The following is a 19244-nucleotide window of genomic DNA, read 5'->3' on the forward strand; positions in this document are numbered from 1 at the left end:
GTACGCGCGTCGATGCGCGTCGGACCCGTCCGGTGTACGCCGAGTGTCCCCGCAGTCCCCATGCTCTCCCCCACAACGCCCACACCCCGAGCAAGAGGTGCGGACGGTAGACCGGCGCCGTCGACGATCCCACTCGTCGCCGTTGTGCTCGCCTCCCCAGGCGGGCACGACCGGTGTCCCCGCGGCTATGAAACCAGACGGGGGCGGCGGGCACAAGGCGACCCGCTCTGTGAATCCCGTGGGTGTTCAGCCCCACCCGCCGAGGTAGGCGGCGACATCGGGCTCGCCGACCACCTCGCGCACCGCGTCCGCGGTCTCCGTCGTGCGGGGGAACAGGTCGTCCCGCTGCCAGCGTGCCTCGCGCGCCGCGGCCCGGAGGGAACGGATGCGGAGGAGCACCGCGCCGTCCGCACCGGTGAGGCTCGCGACGCCGAGGCCCTCCTGGGCGACCCGCTCCACGACCGCGTGAAGGCCCGCGCCCGCGCGGACCGGTCGCACGATCTCGAGGTGCAGCCGCACCCGGTCGAGCACGCCGCGCCCTGCGGCCAGGTCCGCGGCGTCGACGGCGGCGGATCCGGGCACCGCCGCCACGACGGAGTCGACGCTCACGAACGCGGCGGCTTCCGAGGCGCCCTCCGGCGCGGTCACGGCGATGTCGACCCGCGTGGTCGGCAGCCCGCGGGGTCGCGAGCCCGGCACCGGGATCAGCTCCGACAACAGCATCGCCTCGGCGTTCCGGTCCGCCTGGCCCGTCCCCTCGCGCGCACCCGCATCCGGACCATCGTGCCACGCCACCGCGGACGGCACGTGCGCGAGCACCGCTCCCCGCAGCCACGCGCGGTATGCCCACTCCCAGTCCTCCCCGCCGTAGGCCCGGAATGACTCGTCGAAACCGCCGGCGGCCGCGAACATCGTCCGCGAGCACGCGAGTACGGCGCCGATGGTATGCCGGTAGCTGCGGTCGTCGGCGTCGAGCAGGTCGCGCGACCACCGGTAGGCGTCGGCGAGCCATGCGGGCTCGGGGAGCTCCCGCCCCGCGACGACCCCGCGCACGTCGGCGACGGCGGGAGCGTCCGCGAGGTCGGCGTGGCGCCGTCGCCCGACCGCGACGACGTCCGGGGCGAGCCCCGGCATCCGCGTCAGCTCACGGATGAAGCCCGGCTCGGGGACCGTGTCGGCGTCGAGGAAGACGAGCACCTCCCCCGTCGCGTGCGCCGCGCCGAGGTTGCGCACCGCGGCGAGGCGGAATCCCTCGTCGGCCTGCCGGACGAGCCGGACGCCCGCCGGCACCCGCGGCGGCACGGCCGAGCCGTCGTCCGCGACGATCACTTCGAGGCGGTCGCGGGGGTGGTCCTGGCCTGCAAGGGCTGCGAGGCACCGCGCCAGCTGCGCGGGCTGCTCGTAGTGCGCGACGACGACCGAGACGGTGGGTGTCGCCTCCCGTCCGTCCAGCAGGTCCCAGCGGTTGCCCGGCAGGGCGATGCCCTCCGGCATCAGGCCGCCCACCAGGCGAGGTACGACGCGGCGACGTCGTCGAGCGTCGGCGCGAGCGAGGCACCGGGAGCCAGCCGCGTCGACGTCGGATCGAGCCAGGCGTCCACGAGGCGGGCGGCGAGCTCGTCGGGGGCGTAGCGGGCGAGCGTGCCGGGGCGGAGCGCATCCATCTCGGCGGCGTAGCGCGAGTCGACGACCAGCGGGCGGCGGCCCGCCTCGACCCAGTCCAGCATCGACCGCGAGGCCGACACGTGCTCGTGCGCCGCGAGGGGGATGCCGGGGGCGAGCAGCTCGGCGGCGAAGGCGTCGTCGCCCAGGAATCCGGTGACCTCGAACGCGACGCCGAGCTCGGCGGCATCCGCCCGCAACCGGACGACGTCCTCCTCGTGGCCGCGCGACGGCGCGCCGATCGCGCGCACCGCGACGTCGCCGACGTCCTCGCCCCGGCGGCGGAGCTCGTCGGCGGCCCGGGCCGCCGCGACCACGGCGGGACGGTGACCCTTTCCGGGGTAGACGAAGCCGGCGATGAGGACGCGCAGGTCGCGCGTCGCGTCGCCGGGGTGCGACGGCGGGATGCCGGTGCGCGCCCCGAGCGCGATCGCCTCGGCGCGGGCGACGCCGGGCAGGAACTCGTCCATGAGCAGTTGCTCGTGACGACTGTTGACGGCGACCCGGGCGGACGCGGCGACCATCCGCGCGTAGGCGGCGCGGCGGCGCTCGAACATCGTGCCGTCGGAGGGCTGCGGCACGTCGTGGAGCGTGAGGGTCAGCCGCATCCGCTCGGCCCAGCGTTCGACGACGTCGGCGGCGTCCTCGGGTGTCCTGCCGAAGAGGCGGTCGGTGGCGTGGAGGTGCACGCGCGCACCCGCGTCGAGCCCGGCGAGCGCCCGGTCGCCGGCGGCGACGTCCGCGACGCGCACCGTCCGCGCGCCGGGACGGAGGGCCCCGACGGCGCGGGCGACATCGTCGCCGTACCGCGTGACACCGTGCCCCTCCGGACCGAGGACGAGCAGGAGCGGAGGCGCGGAGATCACCCGGCATGGTTATCCGCCCGGGGGGGCGAGGTCAAGCCCCCTCGATCCGACGCATGACGCGCCTACGGTCGGGGCGTTCCCGCGCACCCACTTCTCGGTCGGCGCGACGCCGTCAAAGGGAGAACAGTGGACACGAGCACGCCGATCGTCGCCCCCGCGGGTGCGGAGAGGACCGGAGCGATCACGATCGTCTCGGTCCCCGCCGGCCACCCGTACGTCCGGCAGACGACGGCGGATCCGCGTGTGAGCGTGCTCCCCGACCCCGTCGCCCCCGGAGCGGACCCCGCGGTGTGGTGGCCGCCCGCCGCCCTCGACCCGACCTGGATCCGTGCGCACGCCGATGCCGCATCGCTCCTCCACATCCACTTCGGCACCGAGTCGTTCCCGCCCGGACACCTGACCGCGTGCCTCGAGGCCGCCCACGCCGTCGGCTGGCCCGTCGTCTACACGCTGCACGACCTCGAGCACCCGCAGCTGACCGACGACTCCGGCTACCTCGCCCAGCTCGACGAGCTCGTGACGGGCGCCGACGCGGTGACGACCCTCACGGTCGGCGCCGCCCGCGCGGTGCGCGAGCGCTGGCGCCGGCACGCGACCGTCATCCCGCATCCGTCGGTCCTGCCGCGATCCGCCGCGATCGAACCGGCGCTCGGTGCGGGCCGCGTCGTCGGCGTGCATCTGAAGGACCTCCGGCCGAGCGTCGACGGACCGGGCACGGTCCGGGCGCTGGAGGCCGCGCTCACCGCCCTGCGCGACGCGGGCCACGACGTCCGCGGCGAGGTGCGTCTGCACCGTCGGGTGCGGGATGCGGATGCCGCAGCCGAGGTGCGCGCGCTGTGCGCGGCATCCGCTGTCCTCGACCTCGTCGAGCACGAGCGTTTCGCCGACGCCGAGCTGTTCGCGGCCCTCGCGAGGCTCGACGCGTGCGTGCTGCCCTACCGGCACGGCACGCACTCGGGATGGCTCGAGCTGTGCTGGGACCTGGGCGTCCCGGTCGCCGCCCCGCGGATCGGGTTCTTCGCCGAGCAGCACGCCGACGACACGGTCGCCTCGTTCGCGCCCGGCGACGCCGCGGAGCTCGCGCGCGCCCTCGCCGGCCTGTGGGTCGCCCCGTCGGCGCGCCCGGCGAGCGCCGCGCGCGACGCCCTCGTCGACGAGCGCCGGGCGCTGCGCGCCGTGACGGATGCCGCGATCGCCGAGCGTCACGCGGAGCTCTACCGGCACCTGCTCGAGAGCCGCACCGCGTGAGCGCCCGTCCGCTCCGCATCGTCGTGATCGCGCCGCTGCGCTTCCCGATCCGGCGCCCGCACGCGGGCGGTCTGGAGTCCGCCGTCTGGGCCGAGGTCGACGCGCTCCGCCGTCGCGGGCACGAGGTGACCTTCATCGCCCCCGAGGGGTCGGACTTCCTGCCAGACGAGGCGGCGTTCCGGCTGCCGCCGGTGGTGTGGCCGGGCGATGCCGCACCGACCGACAAGACGTGGCCCGAGAGCTACCACCGCGAGAGCGCCCCGGCGCTCGACCGTGCGCTCAGCGGGATCGCCCGCCATCCCGAGCGGTACGACGTGGTCTCGAACCACTGCCTCGACCCCCTGCCGCTGCGCCGCGCGAGCGCCCTCGGCGTGCCGATGGTGACGACCCTGCACACGCCGGTCGAGGCCGCCGCCGTGGCCGCCCACGTCGCCGCGGGAGGGGCGGGGTCACGGTTCCTCGCGGTGAGTTCGCACACGAAAGGGCAGTGGGATGCCGCGGGTGTGCCCTCGCAGCTGTTGCCGAACGGCGTCGACCCGGCCGCGTGGCCGCTCGGCCCCGGGGGCGACGACCTCGTGTGGTTCGGCCGGATCGTCCCCGAGAAGGCCCCGCATGTCGCCGTGGACGTCGCCCGCCGCCTCGGCCGGCGCCTGATCATCGCCGGGCGGATCGGCGACGAGGACTATGCCCGCGACGTCCTCCTCCCCCTCGTCGGAGGGGGGATCGACTACGTCGGCGAGCTCTCACCCGGTCCCCTGGCCGAGCTCGTGGGTCGCAGCGGACTCGCGTTGGCGACGCCGGCGTGGGCGGAGCCGTTCGGACTCGTGGGGCCGGAGGCCCTCATGTGCGGCACGCCGGTGGTCGGCTTCGCGGTCGGCGGCGTGCCCGAGATCGCCGCCGCGACGATGGGCATGCAGCTCGTGGCCGCCGGCGACGTCGCGGCGATGACGAAGCGTGCGGGCGCGATGCTGCCGAGCGGGAGGGATGCCGCCTTCCGCGAGGTCGTGCGCGAGACGGCGAGCCGACGCTTCTCCCTCGATGCACGCATCGACGCGCTCGAGACGATCTACGCGGGGATGATGGCCACGGAGACCGCGGCGTGACGGACAGGCGCCCCCGGCTCGGCTGGTACGTGCATCACCACGGGCGAGGACACCTCACCCGGCTTCTGGCGATCGCTCCTCACCTCGAGGCGGAGGTCGACTGCCTCAGCACGCTCGCGGCCCCCGCCGGCCTGCCGTCCGGCTGGACATGGACGGTGCTCGACCGGGACGACGACGCTGGGGCGCCGATCGATCCGACGGTGGCCGGGATGCTGCACTGGGCTCCCATCGGGCACCCGGGTCACCGTTCGCGTATGTCGGTCATCGCAGCGGCGGCCGTCGACGGCCGCTGGGACGGGATGGTCGTGGACACCTCCGTCGAGATCACTCTGCTCGCGCGGCTGCTGGGGTTGCGCACCGTGGTCGTGACCCAGCCGGGGCACCGCGTCGACCGGCCCCATCTGCTCGGGTTCGCCGCCGCCGACACCGTCCTCGCGCCGTGGGCTCGCGGCATCCTCTCACCGCCGCACCTCGAAGCGCTCGGTGAGAAGGTCGTGCACACCGGCGGGATCAGCCGGTTCGCCGGTCGCACCGCCTCGCGCGGGCGCTCTGACGAGGTGGTCCTGCTGGCGGGAGGCGGCGATGCGATCGTGGGCCCGGCGGCGATCCGGGATGCCGAGAAGGCGACCGGGCGTCCCTGGCGGCTCCTCGGCGGCAGTGCCTGGGCGGACGACCCGTGGTCGGCGCTGGTCTCCGCCGGCGTGGTGGTCTCGTGGGCGGGCCAGAACGCGATCGCCGACCTCGCCGCGGCGCAGGCGCCCGCGATCGTGGTGCCCCAGGACCGACCGTTCGACGAGCAGCGCGAGACGGGTCGCGCCCTGCACCGCGCCGGTCTCGCGCAGGTGCAGGACCAGTGGCCGACAGCGGCGCAGTGGCCGGAACTCGTTGACCGCGCGGCGTCGGCGCGGCCCGAGTGGGAGCGGTGGGAGGTCGCCGGGGCACCCGGACGAGCCGCCGCAGCGATCATCGACACGATGCGGGGACGGCGATGACGGTCGCGGTCGTGAGCCTCTGCTCGACCCCTCGCGTGACACATCTGCGCGCGCAGCTGCGGGCCCTCGCCGGAGTGCCCGACCTGCGGCGCATCGTGATCTGGATCGGCGACGACGATCCGCCGGCGCTGGAGGCCGACACCGTGCTGCGCGTGCCGCCCGGGCCGGCCGGGCTGCGCTTGGCCGCCGCCCGCAACGCGGGAGCGGCCGCTGCGGGCGAGGCCCGCCTGCTGATCTTCCTCGACGCGGACTGCGTGCCCGGTCCCGACCTGGTCCCGCGCTACCGCGCGGCCGCCGGACGACACCCCGAGGCGGTGCTGTGCGGGCCGGTGACGTACCTCGCGGAGGGCGTCTCGGCATCCGACCCCGCAGACCTCGTCGCGCTCACCTCTCCCCATCCGGCACGGCCGATGCCCGCCGGCGGGGCCGAGCGGACCGCCTCAGCCGACGAGTACTCGCTGTTCTGGTCGCTGTCGTTCGCCCTCACACCCGAGACGTGGCGCCGGACCGGCGGGTTCGACGAGGCCTACGAGGGGTACGGCGGCGAGGACACCGACTTCGCCTTCCGTCTGCGCGCGCGTGAGGTCCCGCTCGTGTGGACGGGGGGCGCCCACGCCTACCACCAGTACCACCCGACGAGCTCGCCGCCTTGGCAGCACCTCGACGACATCCTCCGCAACGGTGCGCTGTTCGCGGGCCGCTGGGGCGAGTGGCCCATGACCGGCTGGCTGACCGCCTTCGAGCAGGGCGGCGCGGTGACAAGGGATGCCGACGGCTGGCGACGCACGCCGGCAGCGGCGGACAGGCCCGTCAGGCCGTAGCGACGACGCCCCCGTCGCCGAACCGAACGACGGCCACGGACGCGGGGAGCAGCCGGAAGCGGATCCCCTCCGCCGAGGCGAAGATCTCCTCCGCCGAGGCGCGCGATACGCCGCGCCCGTCGCTGCGACGCCCGGTCGAGGTATCGATTCCCCCTTCCGCGAGACCGCGGACCTCGACGACCAGGTCGATCTCGGCCCCGCCGTGGTTGACGACCGCGAGCCCATGCTCCCCCGCGCTGTTGCGGACACCGAGCACCTGCACGCCGGTGGGCGACGCGCTCTCGTAGGTGATGAAAGCGCCGGCTCCGAGACCCAGTTCGATGCTCAGCAAGCGGAAGGCGTCCGCCTGCGGCCGCAGCGTCGCATGGTCGCCGTGCCAGTCGTAGATGCCCTGCGCGATCCGGCCGTCGTAGTTCTGATCGGGGTGGAGGTCGACGTTGCACGGCAGCGCGGACATGAAGGCGGCTCCCGTCAGACCCGGCACCTCGGCGAGCATCATCAGCGCGCCGGCGGCATAGGCACAGGCTGCGGTTCCCGCGATCTCCGGCTGCGCGGCATCCGGTCGCCAATCGATGTTCCACTCGTTGAGGTACACCGCAGGCAGGGACCGCCCGGCCCCGTGGAACAAGTCGCGCAGCGCGTCGAGCTGCAGGTGGTCGGCAGGGTGTGGGTCGTAGACGTGGTAGCTCGCGAACTGCAGATCGCCGGCCGGGATGCGTCCGTCACGCAGGAGGGGACCGATGCTGCCGAAATCGCCGCCTCGCCGATCCTCCCCTGTACCACCGACCCGCACGTGATGGTCGACACGACGGATCGCGCGCGACGTGTGGAGGTAGACCTCCACGGCGGCGGTTTCGGCCGTCGCGAACGCGCTGCCGTCGATGTCGATCATCGCCGGCGTGAGCGGTTCGTTGAGGATGTCGACCTCGTCGATGTGCGTCCCCCACCGCCGCAGGATCTGCTCGACGATGCTCTCCCACACGCGCCAGTCGACGGGGAGACCTGTCTCGCGCCCGTTGTGGGACAGCCACGGGGGCGTGTGGAGGATGTTCAGCTGCGTGCGCATGCCCGCATCCTTCGCCCGCGTCAGCCAGGAGAGCGCGCCCCAGTCCCAGGTGTCGGGATCGATGAGCGACGCATCACCCGACCTCCACTGCGCCAGGGTCGCGCGGGGATGCGTGTCTGCGAACAGACGGTTGGTGTGGATCGTGCCCCGCTGGAAGCGGATACCCGCCGCCTGTAGCAGCGGGTACACATCCGCGGCGTGGTCGCGTGACGGCTCGTTGGCGACGCCGAAGAGGAGAGGATTCGCATCGGTGTTGCTCGGCGAGCGGAAATCCACCCGAGCGCGGATTCCGCTCACCGTCGCGTCGAGTCTCGGAGCACGACGTCGGTCGCCAGGACCCGGGTACGAGCAGTGTCGCCCTCGATGGCTCCGAGGATCTCCTCGACCATCACGCGGGCGACGCTCGACACCGGCTGATGGACCGTCGTGAGGGCGGGCTCCGCCTGGGTCGCCGCCGACGAGTCGTCGAATCCGGCGACGGCGACGTCCCCGGGCACCGCAAGACCCGCCGCGTGGAGCGCATCGATGACGCCGAGCGCCAGGAGGTCGGAGGTGGCGAAGATGCTGTCGAGTGTCCGACCGCTCTGCAGGAGTTCCACGGCCGCCGCACGACCCGCAGCCCGGGAGTACTCCATCGCGGACTGGACGTGGATCGGCCCGTCGCCGTAACCCGCGGCGAACCCGCCGATGCGTTCAGCCGGCCCGGAGGTGTGCGGGTAGGCCGCGACGACGGCCGGATGCCGCAGTCCCGACGCGCGGAAATGCTCGCCCAGCGCGCGGGAACCGGTCTCATCGTCCGCATAGACCATCGGCAGACCGACCGACTCGCTGAAGGGATTGCCGCAGACGACGACGGGGAGATGCCCCTCCTGGAAGAAGGCGACGAGAGGGTCGATCGTCGGTTCCGCGGGCGAGATGAACAGCACACCGTCGACGTGCCCCGCACGGAGGTATCTCGACACCCGCTCCCGGGCGGGACCCGTCGCCGCTGTCAGGAGCACGAGCGAGTAGTCGGCATCCGCGAGGGCGTCGGTGGCTTCCTCGAGGATCAGCGCGTAGTTGGGATCCTCGAACAGCTTCGTGGGCTCCACACCCAGAACGAGCGCGACGCTCTGCGCGCGCTGGGTCACGAGGGACCGCGCGCGGGCATTGGGGACGAAGCCCGTCGACGCGACCGCGTCCATGACCCGCGCGCGGGTCTCGGGCTTGACCCAGTTCCGGTCGTTGAGCACACGCGAGACCGTGCCGATCGACACCCCCGCCCGTGTCGCCACGTCCTGGATCGTCACGGTGTTCTTCTGCCGCCGTCGTCGGGGTGCGGTGTAGACGGGGTCCGTCATGTCGTGTCCTTCCCGCCGTCAGCGCCGCTGCATCATCCTGGTGGTGGAGATCTCCCCCCACTGCCAGGGGCGGGCGATCTCCACCCTAGAGCCGGGTGGTGCCGTCACCGTCAGCTCCGAACCCCGCGCGCTCCTCTCCCACGCCACCTCGTACATCCCGAAGGGCGATTCGTAGCGCACGGCGGCTCGGTCGACCCCGGGCACCGTGGCGGGGTCGACGACGACCCGCCGCCAGCCGACGTCGTCCGGGTGCCGCCGCAGCCCGCCGACACGGCCGATGATCCATCCGTCGATGGCTCCGAGCATGAAGTGGTTCTGGGAGATGACGCCCGCCTCACCGTCGGAGCCGTGCCATGACTCCGGGAGCGCCGTCGCGCCGCGCGCGAGCTGGCGACCGTACCCCGGCACGTCGGTGCGTGAGATGACGTCCATCACGACATCGTCGCGACCCGCCGCGCTGAGGGACCGCACGAGCGCGGGGAGGCCGATCTCACCCACGGTGAACGAGTTCCGGGCCCGCTGGACGGCAGTCAGGAGCGCCGCCGTGAGGGAGGCGCGCTCTTCATCAGGGACTGCGCGCGAGTCGAGAGCGAGGGCGAGGGATGCCTGACTCCCGGAGCCCCAGGAGCCGGGGTCCTCGTCACGGAACTCCTGCCGCCACCTGCGCCAGACCCGGTCGGCGTGCGCCGAGTAGGCCCGGCGGGCGTCATCGTGGTGCAGGAGCCCCGCGAGCGCCGCGGCGCCGTCGAGCGCCTTCGCGTACCCCCATGTCGCCACCAGTTCGACGGGCGTCGACTCGTCGATCTCCACCCAGTCGCCGAGCCCGTGGCGCAGCAGCCCCGCCTCCTCCCGGGTCTGCAGATAGGACAGGTATCGCTGCGCGGCGGGCCAGGCCAGCCGGGCGGCGGCGACCTCGCCGTACTGCTCGTGCAGCCGCAGAGGCACCTCGACGATCGCGCGCCCCCAGTTGACGTCGTCGCGGAAGGCGGTGATGTCGCCCTTGTGCGGCCAGTAGTCGAAGACGACATGCTCGGGTGCGATGTTGGGGATGAGCCCCTCCGGCGTCTGCGCGGCGACCATCTGCCGCACGGCGTCGGTGAGATGCGCACGGACGTCGTAGCCGTATGTGAGCGTGTCGAAGCAGAGGTGCTGCTGCTCGAGCCAGCCGAGCTTCTCGCGGTGGGGGCAGTCCGTGAACGTGGTGAACATGTTCGACTGCACCGCGCGATCGACCGCACCGTGCAGGCGGTTCAGGAAGTCGGACGAACTCGAGAACCGCAGCAGGGACTCGTTCCCGGCTCGGAGAACCTGCCACGTCGCCGTGGTGCCGGCTGGAGCGCCCTCGACATCGAGGTACCGCCCTCCGTGATAGACGAATCGTGGCGACCACGACCGGCGCGCCGGTCCGAGGACGGCCCTGTCCCAGATGGGCGAACCGGTCGTCGACTGATCGACCCGACCGTCTGTCCCCCGGATCTCACCGGGGATGAGTGTGATCGTGGCCGCCTCGTCGCCGGGGACGGTGATCCGGGGCCGGCCGGCGGTGTTCACACCGAAGTCCCACTGCTGCTTCCCTCCCCGGTCGCGGACGGGGGTGCCGTCGAGTTCTGCCACGACCCTGACCGAGGGCGCGGCTCGCCAGTGGTGCGGCGGCGCGGCGACCTCCACAGCCGGCGTCCATGCATCGCCGCCCGGCCCGTCATCCACTTCCCCGCCGTACCAGTGCGCAACCGTCGTCCCCGACGACCGGGCGTCCCAGTCCGCGCTCGTGACGACGGTCTCCCGAGTTCCGTCGACGCGCCAGATCTGGATGAGTGCCCGCACCCACAGCGACTGATCGGTACGCAGGTACTTCGTGTAACGGCCCGGCAGATCCGGCAGGTAGGCCATCCCGCCGCCCAGTGCCAAGGCGAGTCGTCGTTCACCCGGCGGCAGGGCCTCGGTGATGTCCCACGTGACCGCGGGGGTACTCCTGCCGGGCTGCGCGTACCCGGGCTCCAACTCCCCCGCGATCGCCGTCCTGCCGTCGACGAGCGGGACGACGACTCCGTTGCCGGTGAACGACAGGAGCACGCGGGTGACCGTGTCGTCGATCAGCAGCGATGTCGCGAGCTCCGGCATCCCGACATCCGCGCGGGGGTCGACCCACGCGGGGTGGGTGATCGCGGCTGCGGCGCCCAGATCCCACACCGGGGCTTCGATCCGTGCGGCATCCGACCACTTGATGCCCCCCTCCGCCCGCGTGCCGACCTGCCAGTACACGACCTCGCCGTCGCTGAGGGGCTGCCGGGGCCACTCGAAGAAGGCGCCCGGCACCGGGTGCCCGGCAGCGGCGGGCAACTCGTCCGGGGAACCCGCGAGGCGAACGACGAACCCCTCGAGGTCGCCCGCAGCGCCGCCCACCCGCCACGACAGGGGCGGAGTCGGACTGTGGATGCCGACGGGATCGGTCCACCCGCCGGCTTTGAGAGCGTACGCGCGCGGCGTCATCGGTGTCGGCGTCGTTGATCGGCCGCCTGCGCCCTGACCGACGTCACCCCGTGGGAAGGGGCCTCGGCCAGCCTGCGGCGGGCGACCGGATGCAGCCAGACGGCCGCGTCGGGGTGGAAGCCCAGGACGTGGAGCGTCAACCGCGACGTGCCCGCCGGCACTCGGACGGTCCACGGCGTGCCGTCCCAGAAGCGGTCGCTCAGGATGACTCCGTCGGCGTGGACGACCGCGACGTCGCCGATCCAGTCGATCGTCACCTCGAGCGCGTGCGCACGCAGATCCGCAGGCACCTCCACCGTGTACTCGTCACCATCCTCGATGACGCGTTGGGTGCCCGGTGCCGCAGCCCGGCCCTCGCGCGCGCCGTAGGTCGCGGCGGGCCCCGCGCCCGTCGCTCCAGCGACGACGGCCAGGTCGCGCGCCGCGAGGACATCGGGGCCGGTGGGCTCAAGAGTGCGCACGCGGAGGCTGTCGAGGTCGAACCGGCGGACGGGGTCACCCGTCCGAGCCCACGCGATGACTCCCTCGGGGTCGACGTCGAGCTCGTCGCGACTCAGATAGAGCTGATCGTCGATCAGCCAGACGTCGAAGGTGTGCTCCGAGGCGAGGACGACGACGGCGTCGTCGCCGACGACCCACGCCCACGTCGAGCCCGTCGCCTCCCGCACCTCGCCTCCGATCTGGACGCGAGGCGGAATCCCCTCGTGCGCGAGCAGGACCAGCACCGAACCGCCACCGGGGCGGTCGAGGAGAGCCAGCGGACTCGCCGTGGCCCAATCGACGAGCGTCTGCCCTGCCGACAGGCCGAACGGGAAGCGCGCGACGGTGCCCCGCGGGATCCCGATCGGCTCATCCGGGAACACGAGGTCCCGTTCGGGTGTGCGGATGTGGAATCGGATGGAAGAGATGTCATCGAGCGTGTCGTGCGGCTGCTGCCAGTTCACGAAGACGACGCCGGTCGTGCCATCCGATCGCACCGCCCACCGCGGCGTGGACCCGTCGCGCACATCGCGAGGACCGGAGTCGGGGAGGGTCGACGGCATCTGCACGAGGTGAGACCCGAAGTGCCGGAGGAACGCGTGCTGGGTCCGCAGCAGAGCATGCGTGCGGGTGGGTCGACCGGCCGCACCGATGGGAGCGTGGAAGTCGTAGTCGTACTCCGGCATGTCGTTCGGATAGGCGGTCACCAACGACTCCTGCAGCCCGGGACCCGGGTTCAGACCTCCGGCGTACATGTAGTACCCCTGCCACGCCGAGCCGTTACCGATTTTCGCGTTGGCCACCGCGGCGATGTCCGCCGCGTCGAGGACCGGTCGACGGTGGTAGGCCGTGGCCATTCCCCCGCCCAGCTCGCAGGTCACGGCGGGGAACTCGTCACTCGGCGGTCGCCGATCCGCCGGGGCCTGCGTGTCGTGCGCAGCGCGGACGTCGGCACCGATGCCGGGATCGTCCCAGACGTGGGTAAAGAAGAAATGCTCGCGGAACGTGTCGTCCCACGGCGCATCGGCGTCGACCCAGAAGCCGTCGGCGTACCCGCCGAACATGGGCAGCACCTCGTGCGCGGGCAGCTGAGCACCGCCCCATGCCGTCGCCATGTACAGGGGGGCGACGAGCCCCGCCTCCACGGCCATGGTCTTCAGCGTCGTGATGTGGCCGGGCTGATCGTAGAGCTCGTTCTCGATCTGGATGCCGATGACCGGGCTTCCCTCTCCCAGGCGCCCGGCGAGCTGCGCACCGAGCGCCTCGAACCACGGCCGTACGAGCGCCAGGTAGGCCGGGTCGTCCGTCCGGTGCGCGACCTCCGCGTGCTGCACCCAATCGGGGAATCCACCGTTGCGCACCTCGCCGTGGCACCACGGTCCGACGCGGAGGATGACGTCCAACCCCGCGCGGGCGGCCGCGTCGACGAAGCCGGCGACGTCGCGGGTGTCGTCGAAGGCGGGCGGGTCGTCGGGACGCGGCTGGTGGTGGTTCCAGAAGATGTACGCCGCAACGGCGGTGAGTCCGCCGTTGCGCATCAGTCGCAGCCGCCGGTCCCACTCGCTCCGCGGGACGCGGGTGAAGTGGAATTCACCCGACACCGGGAAGTACGGGGCACCGTCCCGGGTGAGGTAGCGGTTGGTGAGGCCCGGGCCTGTCGAGGCGGCGGGTGTCATCGGATGCGGGCGAAGAGGCGTTGTCCACGGCTGGACCTCGGCCATCAGAGTCGTGGCGACAGTCGTTGTCACAGGGCACCCTTTCGTGCGGCGGTAGGCGTGGCCACCCTAACCTAAAACCGGTTTTAGTTTCTCGTTGACAAGCCCCTCGGGAACGTTCTATCGTCGCGGCTTGAAACGTTTTTAGTCCGCGCCATCGTGGTGCCGGTCGAGGGAGATTCGGTGCGAAGCATCCACTGTCCGTTCCAGGTCGCGTCGTGACCGTGCAGGTGGGCTCGTTGCCGTCCGCACGACAGGCGGAACCGTCTGCGCCCGGAGTGCGGAAGAAGCGGATGCCGGTGGCCACCGGCATCAGCCCGCCGTTCTGGTACGTCGTGCCGGCCCTCGCGCTGTACACGGCGATCGTGCTGTGGCCGAACGGTCAGGGCCTGTTCTACTCGTTCACGAACTGGGACGGCCTCGGCTCGGTGTGGGACGCGGTCGGCATCGAGAACTACACCCGCGTCCTCTCGGACCCGAACTCCATCCGCGCGATCATCAACACCTTCCTGCTCACGATCGTCGTGACGGTCGGGCAGAACGTCGTCGGTCTGCTCCTCGCCCTCGGCCTCAACGCCCCCATCAAGAGCCGCTACGTCCTCCGACTGGTGTTCTTCCTCCCCGTCGTGCTCACCCCGATCGTGGCCGGGTACCTCTGGCGGTATCTGCTGACCCCCAACGGCACCGTCAACTCCTTCCTCGAGAGCGTCGGACTCGGTGCGCTGCAGCAGAACTGGCTCGGCGACCCCGACATCGTCATCTACTCGATCTGCGCAGCGATCATCTGGCAGGGGGCGGGTTACTCGATGGTCATCTACCTCGCGGGGCTGCAGGCCGTACCCGCCGAGGCTCTCGAAGCCGCCGCCATCGACGGGGCGGGCTCGTTCCGCCGGACCTGGTCGATCACGCTCCCGCTCATCAACGGCGCGATCGTCGTGAACCTCCTGCTGACCCTCATCGCCAATCTGAAGCAGTTCGACACCGTCTTCGCCATGACGGAGGGCGGACCCTCGGGCGCGAGCGAGACGATGGCCACGCTCGTCTACAAGACGGCCTTCACCTATCTGCAGTACCCGAGCGCGCTCGCGCAGGGTGTCGTGCTCACGGTCCTCGTCGGCGTCATCGCTTTCGCCCAGTTCCGACTCACCCAGCGGAAGGCCCTCGGATGAACCGCTACACGACCCGCACGCTCGCCCTGGAGGTCGTCCTCGTCGCGGTCGCCGTGATCTTCATGATCCCGATGTTCGTGTTGCTCGCTGTGGCACTGCGTGATCCGAACGGGACCGAGGGATTCCTCGGCTTCACGTGGCCGCTCAACCTCGGCAACCTCGCGACGGCGTGGAACGAATCGGCGATGGGCCCCAGCATCGTCAACAGCGCCGTGATCACCACCGTGTCGGTGGCACTGATCATCGGCCTGTCGGCGACGGCCGCGTACACCCTGACCCGCCGACTGCAGCGGCTCTCGCGCGGCCTGTTCTACCTGTTCCTCGCGGGATTCCTCTTCCCCGGCCAACTCGCCATGCTGCCGCTCTACCTCAGCTTCGCCTCGCTCGGCCTGGTGGGGAATCCCCTCGCGGTGATCCTCATCAACGTCGGCGGCTTCCTGCCGTTCGCGATCTTCCTGTACTCCGCCTTCCTGCGCGACCTCCCCCGCGATTACGAGGAGGCGGCGACGCTCGACGGCGCGCGGTCGCTGCGGATGTTCTGGTCGGTCGTGTTCCCCCTGCTCCGTCCCGTGACGGGGACCATCGGCATCCTCACCGCACTCTCGGTGTGGAACGACTTCTTCACGCCCCTCCTCTACCTCGCGGGCAGCAGCAGCCAGACGGCCCCGCTGTCGGTCTACACCTTCGTGAGCGTCTACAGCGCCAATTGGCCGCTCGTCTTCTCGGCTCTGATCACCTCGGTCATCCCGATCCTCATCGCCTACTTCCTGATGCAGCGCTTCATCATGCAGGGCTTCGCATCAGGTCTCAAAGGCTGAACACTCCCGTTCCGCCGCTCCTGCACCACCACCCGAAAGGCACACCATGCTGTCATTGAAGACATCGACTCGCGCGGGCACTGCAGCCCTCGTGATCGCCGTGAGCGCCGCGGCGCTCTCGGCGTGCTCCACCTCGCCCGCAGGCACGGGAGGCGGGGGCGGGGACGCCCAGACGCTCACCGTCGGCACCAACGGCGGCAACGCGATGAAGTCGGTCATCGACGACTTCATGGCCGCGAACCCGGGCGTCAAGGTGGAGGTGCGCGACTCCCCCGAGAACTACCAGCAGATCACGGCGACACAACTGACCGGCAACACGGCGCCCGACGTCATCCAGGTCTTCCCCGGTACCGGCAACAACGTCAGCGTCAAGATCGCCGGCGACAAGGGCTTCCTGGCCGACGTCTCCGACGCCGGCTGGGCGGCGGAGATCCCCGACGCGGCGCGCGATCTCCTCAGCACCTCCGACGGTGCTCTCGTGGCGGTCCCGATGACGTTCTCGTCCATCGGCGGCATCTACAACCAGGGCGAGCTGGATGAGCTGGGCCTCGCCATCCCGACGACCTGGCAGGAGGTGCTCGACTTCTGTTCCGCCGCATCGGACGCCGGCAAGGTGCCCTACGGACTCGGCCTCGCCGACACCTGGACCACGCAGCTGATCCCCTACGCGCTGACGGCGACGCTCGTCTACGGCACCCAGCCCGATTTCGCCCAGCAGCAGGTCGACGGTACGGCCACGTTCGCCGACTCGGCGTGGGCCGATGCCCTCGACAAGTACCTCGAGCTGGACGACGCGGGGTGCTTCAACGAATCCCCGAACGGCACGCCGTACTCCGAGGCGCAAGACGGCATCCGCAGCGGTGACACGCTCGCGACGGTCAGCGTCGCGGCCGAGACGGCGGCCATCGCCTCGACCGGCCCCGACGACCTGCAACTCACCTACGCCGCGTTCCCGGCGACGGACAACGCGGAGGACACGTACCTCTCCGCGACCACCGGCCCGTCCTTCGCCGTCAACGCGAAGAGCCCGAAGCTCGATCTGGCGAAGAAGTTCCTCGATTTCCTCGCCAGCCCCGAGACGCAGATCGCCTACGCGACCTCGTACGGAGACACCGCCGCCCTGCCGGGCGACCTCACGCAGGACAGCCAGGTCGCCGAGCTCGTGAGCGGGTACGTCTCCGAGAACAAGATCTCGACGTGGCCCGACCAGCTCTGGCCCAGCACCACGGTCCAGCCCGCCATGTTCGACGGCGTGCAGGCTCTCTTCAGCGGTCAGGACACCGTCGACGGAGTCCTCTCGAAGATGGATGCCGCCTTCCAGCAGTGACCGGGGCCCGGGCGACATGCCGCACTCTCCGAAGGAGGGTGCGGCATGTCCGCGCTCAGCCCGGATCGACGCCTCGGCGCGGGCTCACGCCGCGACGACGGCACGCGAAAGGAGCCGGCCCACCGCCGCGCGGAGGTCGTCGGCGACCGGCGCGGGAGCGAACCGGTCGACGGCGGCCGCGGCCCGCGCTGCCCGTCTGCGCGCGGCGTGCGGATCCTCGATCACGTGGGAGAGGGCGACGGCCAGTGCGTCGGGGTCGGCGGGAGGGACGACCAGACTGTCGTCCCCGTCGGCGCAGAAGTCGTCGAACCCGCTGCCGCCGGTCACGATGAGCGGTGTCCCCACTGCCTTGACCTCGACGGCGACATTGCCGAAGCCCTCCCACCGGGACGGGCACATCACGACGTCGGCCGCCGCGATGGCCCCGTAGAGCTCCTCCCCCGCGACGTGACCGAGGAACGTCACCCGGTCGCGCGCCGCCGAGGGCACGCGCTCGAGCAGGGCCGCCCGCGAGGGCTCGAACCGGTCGTCGCCTCCGGCGCCCGCGAGCGCCAGCCGCGCGGCGGGATGCCTCGGCGCGATCCGCGCGAACGCGTCGACACCGTCGAGGACACCCTTCCGCCGTTCGATGCGCCCCAGGAACAGGACGGTCGGCCCGTAGGACTCGGGCCAGTCCGCCGGCGGCCCACTGACGGCAGCCGCGCGGCGGACCGCGGCGACGTCGACGCAGTTGCGGACGACCTCGACGGGCGGCATCCGGTTCCAGATCTGCGGGGCACGGGCGGCCATCGCGTGCGAGATCGCGACGATCCCCACGGAGCGCCGCACCTGCCGAGCCTCGAGGACCGCCTGGAGCACGACCGCCGGCCGGCTCCGTGCGGGCAGGTCCACGAGCCGCAGCCCGGAGATCTCGTGGGCGAGGCGGACGCCCGTCGCGAGGTTCGTCACCAGCGGGGCGTCCGACGGGAGCAGGGACCCGAGCCCCATCCACTCCGGCAGGAACACGCGGTCGTACGCCCGACTGCGGAAGACACGGCGCACCGCCCGGGCGCGGTGGACCAGGGCGGCGGCAGGCGGCATCCCTTCCGTCGGGACGACGATCAGCCGACGGATGCCGGGCGCCACCCTCGCCGCGACGGGACCGTCCGAGAACACCACGAGGTCGATCCCGACCCCCTGGGCCGCGAGCGCCGGCAACAGCGCAGCATAGTGCCGACCGATCCCGCCGGTGTAGGAGGTCACCCCCGCGTACTCGGTCGTCGCGACGAGCCAGCGCTCGGTCACCGGTACCGCCTCGGTACCGTCCAGTGGCGACCGAACTCGGTGTTGAACGAATCGGGGTGGAACGGACTGTCACCGCCGGCGGGAAGGCTCGTCAGCTCGCCGAACACGACGCGACCATCGACGTCGTAGAGGTCGACGCGGACGAAGTCGGTGCCCTCGGCGAGCGCCTCCGCGACGCGGATCATCTCGGCGAGCGCTGTTGGCCGGGGCGGTATGGGATCCGCCCACGGCGGGCCGCCGCTGAGGGGCAGGTGGGTCCAGTCGCGATCGAAGAAGTCCTGCGTGCGCCCGGCGAAGCGCCCGGCGTCCACCTGGACGTACTGCACCCGGCCATGGAAAACGAAGAGTTTGATGTCGTCGGGGATGCGGTCGGCCTCACCACCCAGCATCTCCTCGACGATGAGCCGGCGCGGCACCCGTCCGTACACCCACTCCCGGTTGGGGCCCTGCCCGTAGAGCTGACTGAGCCACTCTCCCGCGATGCGCACGAGGTGCCCGCGCGGAGCGTGCTCGGGCCGGACGTGGCGGTAGACCCAGCTGCCGTCCTCGGGCAGTCGCGCGTCGACCGGCGCCGTCGGCGACACGATGATCGCCGTCCCGCTGCCGTGAGTGGGCTTCAGCACGAACGCGTCGGGCAGCTCGAGCGAGAACAGGTCGTCCGGGCTCTCCAGGATGGTCGCGTCGGGAAGGTACTGCGAGCCGACGCGGTCGGCGACGTGGTCGCGCACCGCCGCCTTGTCGGCGAACGTGACGACCAGGGGCCGGTGATCCCGGAGCATCTTGTAGCGGACCTTCTCGCGGAAGGTCACCGGCCGCCGCGTCCGCCACAGCCGCCAGAGCCGGACGACGCGGCTGCGCTCCCG

The 19244-nt window shown here is 72.0% G+C and carries 15 protein-coding genes; 7 read left to right on the forward strand and 8 right to left on the reverse strand.

Annotated features, from left to right (window positions below; translation table 11 throughout):
- Nucleotides 1-246 precede the first annotated feature (246 nt).
- Complete coding sequence (locus Q9S71_RS03265) at nucleotides 247-1494, reverse strand: glycosyltransferase family 2 protein (protein WP_311860476.1); 1248 nt, start codon at nucleotides 1492-1494, stop codon at nucleotides 247-249.
- A complete protein-coding gene (locus tag Q9S71_RS03270) occupies nucleotides 1494-2528 on the reverse strand; it encodes a hypothetical protein (RefSeq protein ID WP_311860478.1) in 1035 nt (344 codons plus the stop codon). Before Q9S71_RS03270 ends, Q9S71_RS03265 begins: the two co-directional genes overlap by 1 nt.
- Nucleotides 2529-2654: 126 nt before the next feature.
- Here Q9S71_RS03270 and Q9S71_RS03275 point away from each other — a divergent pair, with 126 nt between their 5' ends.
- The 4 genes from Q9S71_RS03275 to Q9S71_RS03290 are packed head-to-tail and all read left to right on the forward strand — an operon-like array spanning nucleotide 2655 to nucleotide 6692.
- Entirely contained in the window at nucleotides 2655-3776 is a 1122-nt protein-coding gene (locus Q9S71_RS03275; protein ID WP_311860479.1) for a glycosyltransferase, read from the forward strand.
- Nucleotides 3773-4879: a glycosyltransferase gene (locus Q9S71_RS03280; protein WP_311860480.1), complete on the forward strand. Its 1107-nt coding sequence runs from the start codon at nucleotides 3773-3775 to the stop codon at nucleotides 4877-4879. Before Q9S71_RS03275 ends, Q9S71_RS03280 begins: the two co-directional genes overlap by 4 nt.
- Complete coding sequence (locus tag Q9S71_RS03285) at nucleotides 4876-5871, forward strand: glycosyltransferase (RefSeq protein ID WP_311860481.1); 996 nt, start codon at nucleotides 4876-4878, stop codon at nucleotides 5869-5871. The genes Q9S71_RS03280 and Q9S71_RS03285 overlap by 4 nt, the downstream gene beginning before the upstream one ends.
- Before the next feature lie 35 nt (nucleotides 5872-5906).
- Nucleotides 5907-6692 carry a glycosyltransferase family 2 protein gene (locus tag Q9S71_RS03290; RefSeq protein ID WP_311860482.1) on the forward strand — a complete coding sequence of 262 codons (786 nt, stop codon included), beginning with the start codon at nucleotides 5907-5909 and terminating at the stop codon, nucleotides 6690-6692.
- Here the strand turns inward: Q9S71_RS03290 and Q9S71_RS03295 are convergent.
- From Q9S71_RS03295 to Q9S71_RS03310, 4 genes are read right to left on the reverse strand one after another with little or no spacing between them, the layout of a single operon-like run.
- Entirely contained in the window at nucleotides 6682-8055 is a 1374-nt protein-coding gene (locus tag Q9S71_RS03295; protein WP_311860483.1) for a hypothetical protein, read from the reverse strand. The genes Q9S71_RS03290 and Q9S71_RS03295 overlap by 11 nt on opposite strands.
- Nucleotides 8052-9098 (reverse strand): LacI family DNA-binding transcriptional regulator, encoded by a 1047-nt coding sequence (locus Q9S71_RS03300; RefSeq protein WP_311860484.1) that lies wholly within the window; start codon nucleotides 9096-9098, stop codon nucleotides 8052-8054. Before Q9S71_RS03300 ends, Q9S71_RS03295 begins: the two co-directional genes overlap by 4 nt.
- 18 nt (nucleotides 9099-9116) lie before the next feature.
- Nucleotides 9117-11588: a family 78 glycoside hydrolase catalytic domain gene (locus tag Q9S71_RS03305; protein WP_311860485.1), complete on the reverse strand. Its 2472-nt coding sequence runs from the start codon at nucleotides 11586-11588 to the stop codon at nucleotides 9117-9119.
- Nucleotides 11585-13816: a beta-galactosidase gene (locus Q9S71_RS03310; RefSeq protein ID WP_311860487.1), complete on the reverse strand. Its 2232-nt coding sequence runs from the start codon at nucleotides 13814-13816 to the stop codon at nucleotides 11585-11587. Before Q9S71_RS03310 ends, Q9S71_RS03305 begins: the two co-directional genes overlap by 4 nt.
- A gap of 266 nt (nucleotides 13817-14082) precedes the next feature.
- Here Q9S71_RS03310 and Q9S71_RS03315 point away from each other — a divergent pair, with 266 nt between their 5' ends.
- The 3 genes from Q9S71_RS03315 to Q9S71_RS03325 are packed head-to-tail and all read left to right on the forward strand — an operon-like array spanning nucleotide 14083 to nucleotide 17097.
- Nucleotides 14083-14952: a carbohydrate ABC transporter permease gene (locus Q9S71_RS03315; protein ID WP_311860488.1), complete on the forward strand. Its 870-nt coding sequence runs from the start codon at nucleotides 14083-14085 to the stop codon at nucleotides 14950-14952.
- Entirely contained in the window at nucleotides 14949-15770 is an 822-nt protein-coding gene (locus tag Q9S71_RS03320; RefSeq protein ID WP_311860489.1) for a carbohydrate ABC transporter permease, read from the forward strand. Before Q9S71_RS03315 ends, Q9S71_RS03320 begins: the two co-directional genes overlap by 4 nt.
- A gap of 55 nt (nucleotides 15771-15825) precedes the next feature.
- Nucleotides 15826-17097, forward strand: coding sequence for an ABC transporter substrate-binding protein (locus tag Q9S71_RS03325; protein WP_311860490.1), 1272 nt, complete (start codon nucleotides 15826-15828; stop codon nucleotides 17095-17097).
- A gap of 84 nt (nucleotides 17098-17181) precedes the next feature.
- On the opposite strand, the gene Q9S71_RS03330 is transcribed toward Q9S71_RS03325, so the two are convergent.
- Together Q9S71_RS03330 and Q9S71_RS03335 are read right to left on the reverse strand one after the other, a co-directional pair.
- Nucleotides 17182-18381 carry a glycosyltransferase family 4 protein gene (locus Q9S71_RS03330; RefSeq protein WP_311860491.1) on the reverse strand — a complete coding sequence of 400 codons (1200 nt, stop codon included), beginning with the start codon at nucleotides 18379-18381 and terminating at the stop codon, nucleotides 17182-17184.
- Entirely contained in the window at nucleotides 18378-19190 is an 813-nt protein-coding gene (locus Q9S71_RS03335; RefSeq protein WP_311860492.1) for an ATP-grasp fold amidoligase family protein, read from the reverse strand. The genes Q9S71_RS03330 and Q9S71_RS03335 overlap by 4 nt, the downstream gene beginning before the upstream one ends.
- Nucleotides 19191-19244: the final 54 nt, after the last annotated feature.

The organism is Microbacterium gawkjiense (assembly GCF_031932225.1).
GTDB classification, from domain to species: domain Bacteria; phylum Actinomycetota; class Actinomycetes; order Actinomycetales; family Microbacteriaceae; genus Microbacterium; species Microbacterium gawkjiense.

Coding starts and splice junctions, on each gene's coding strand:
- Q9S71_RS03320 (WP_311860489.1), top strand. CDS start 14,949: ATGAACCGCTACACGACCCGCACGCTCGCCCTGGAGGTCGTCCTCGTC.
- Q9S71_RS03265 (WP_311860476.1), bottom strand. CDS start 1,494: ATGCCGGAGGGCATCGCCCTGCCGGGCAACCGCTGGGACCTGCTGGAC.
- Q9S71_RS03300 (WP_311860484.1), bottom strand. CDS start 9,098: ATGACGGACCCCGTCTACACCGCACCCCGACGACGGCGGCAGAAGAAC.
- Q9S71_RS03305 (WP_311860485.1), bottom strand. CDS start 11,588: ATGACGCCGCGCGCGTACGCTCTCAAAGCCGGCGGGTGGACCGATCCC.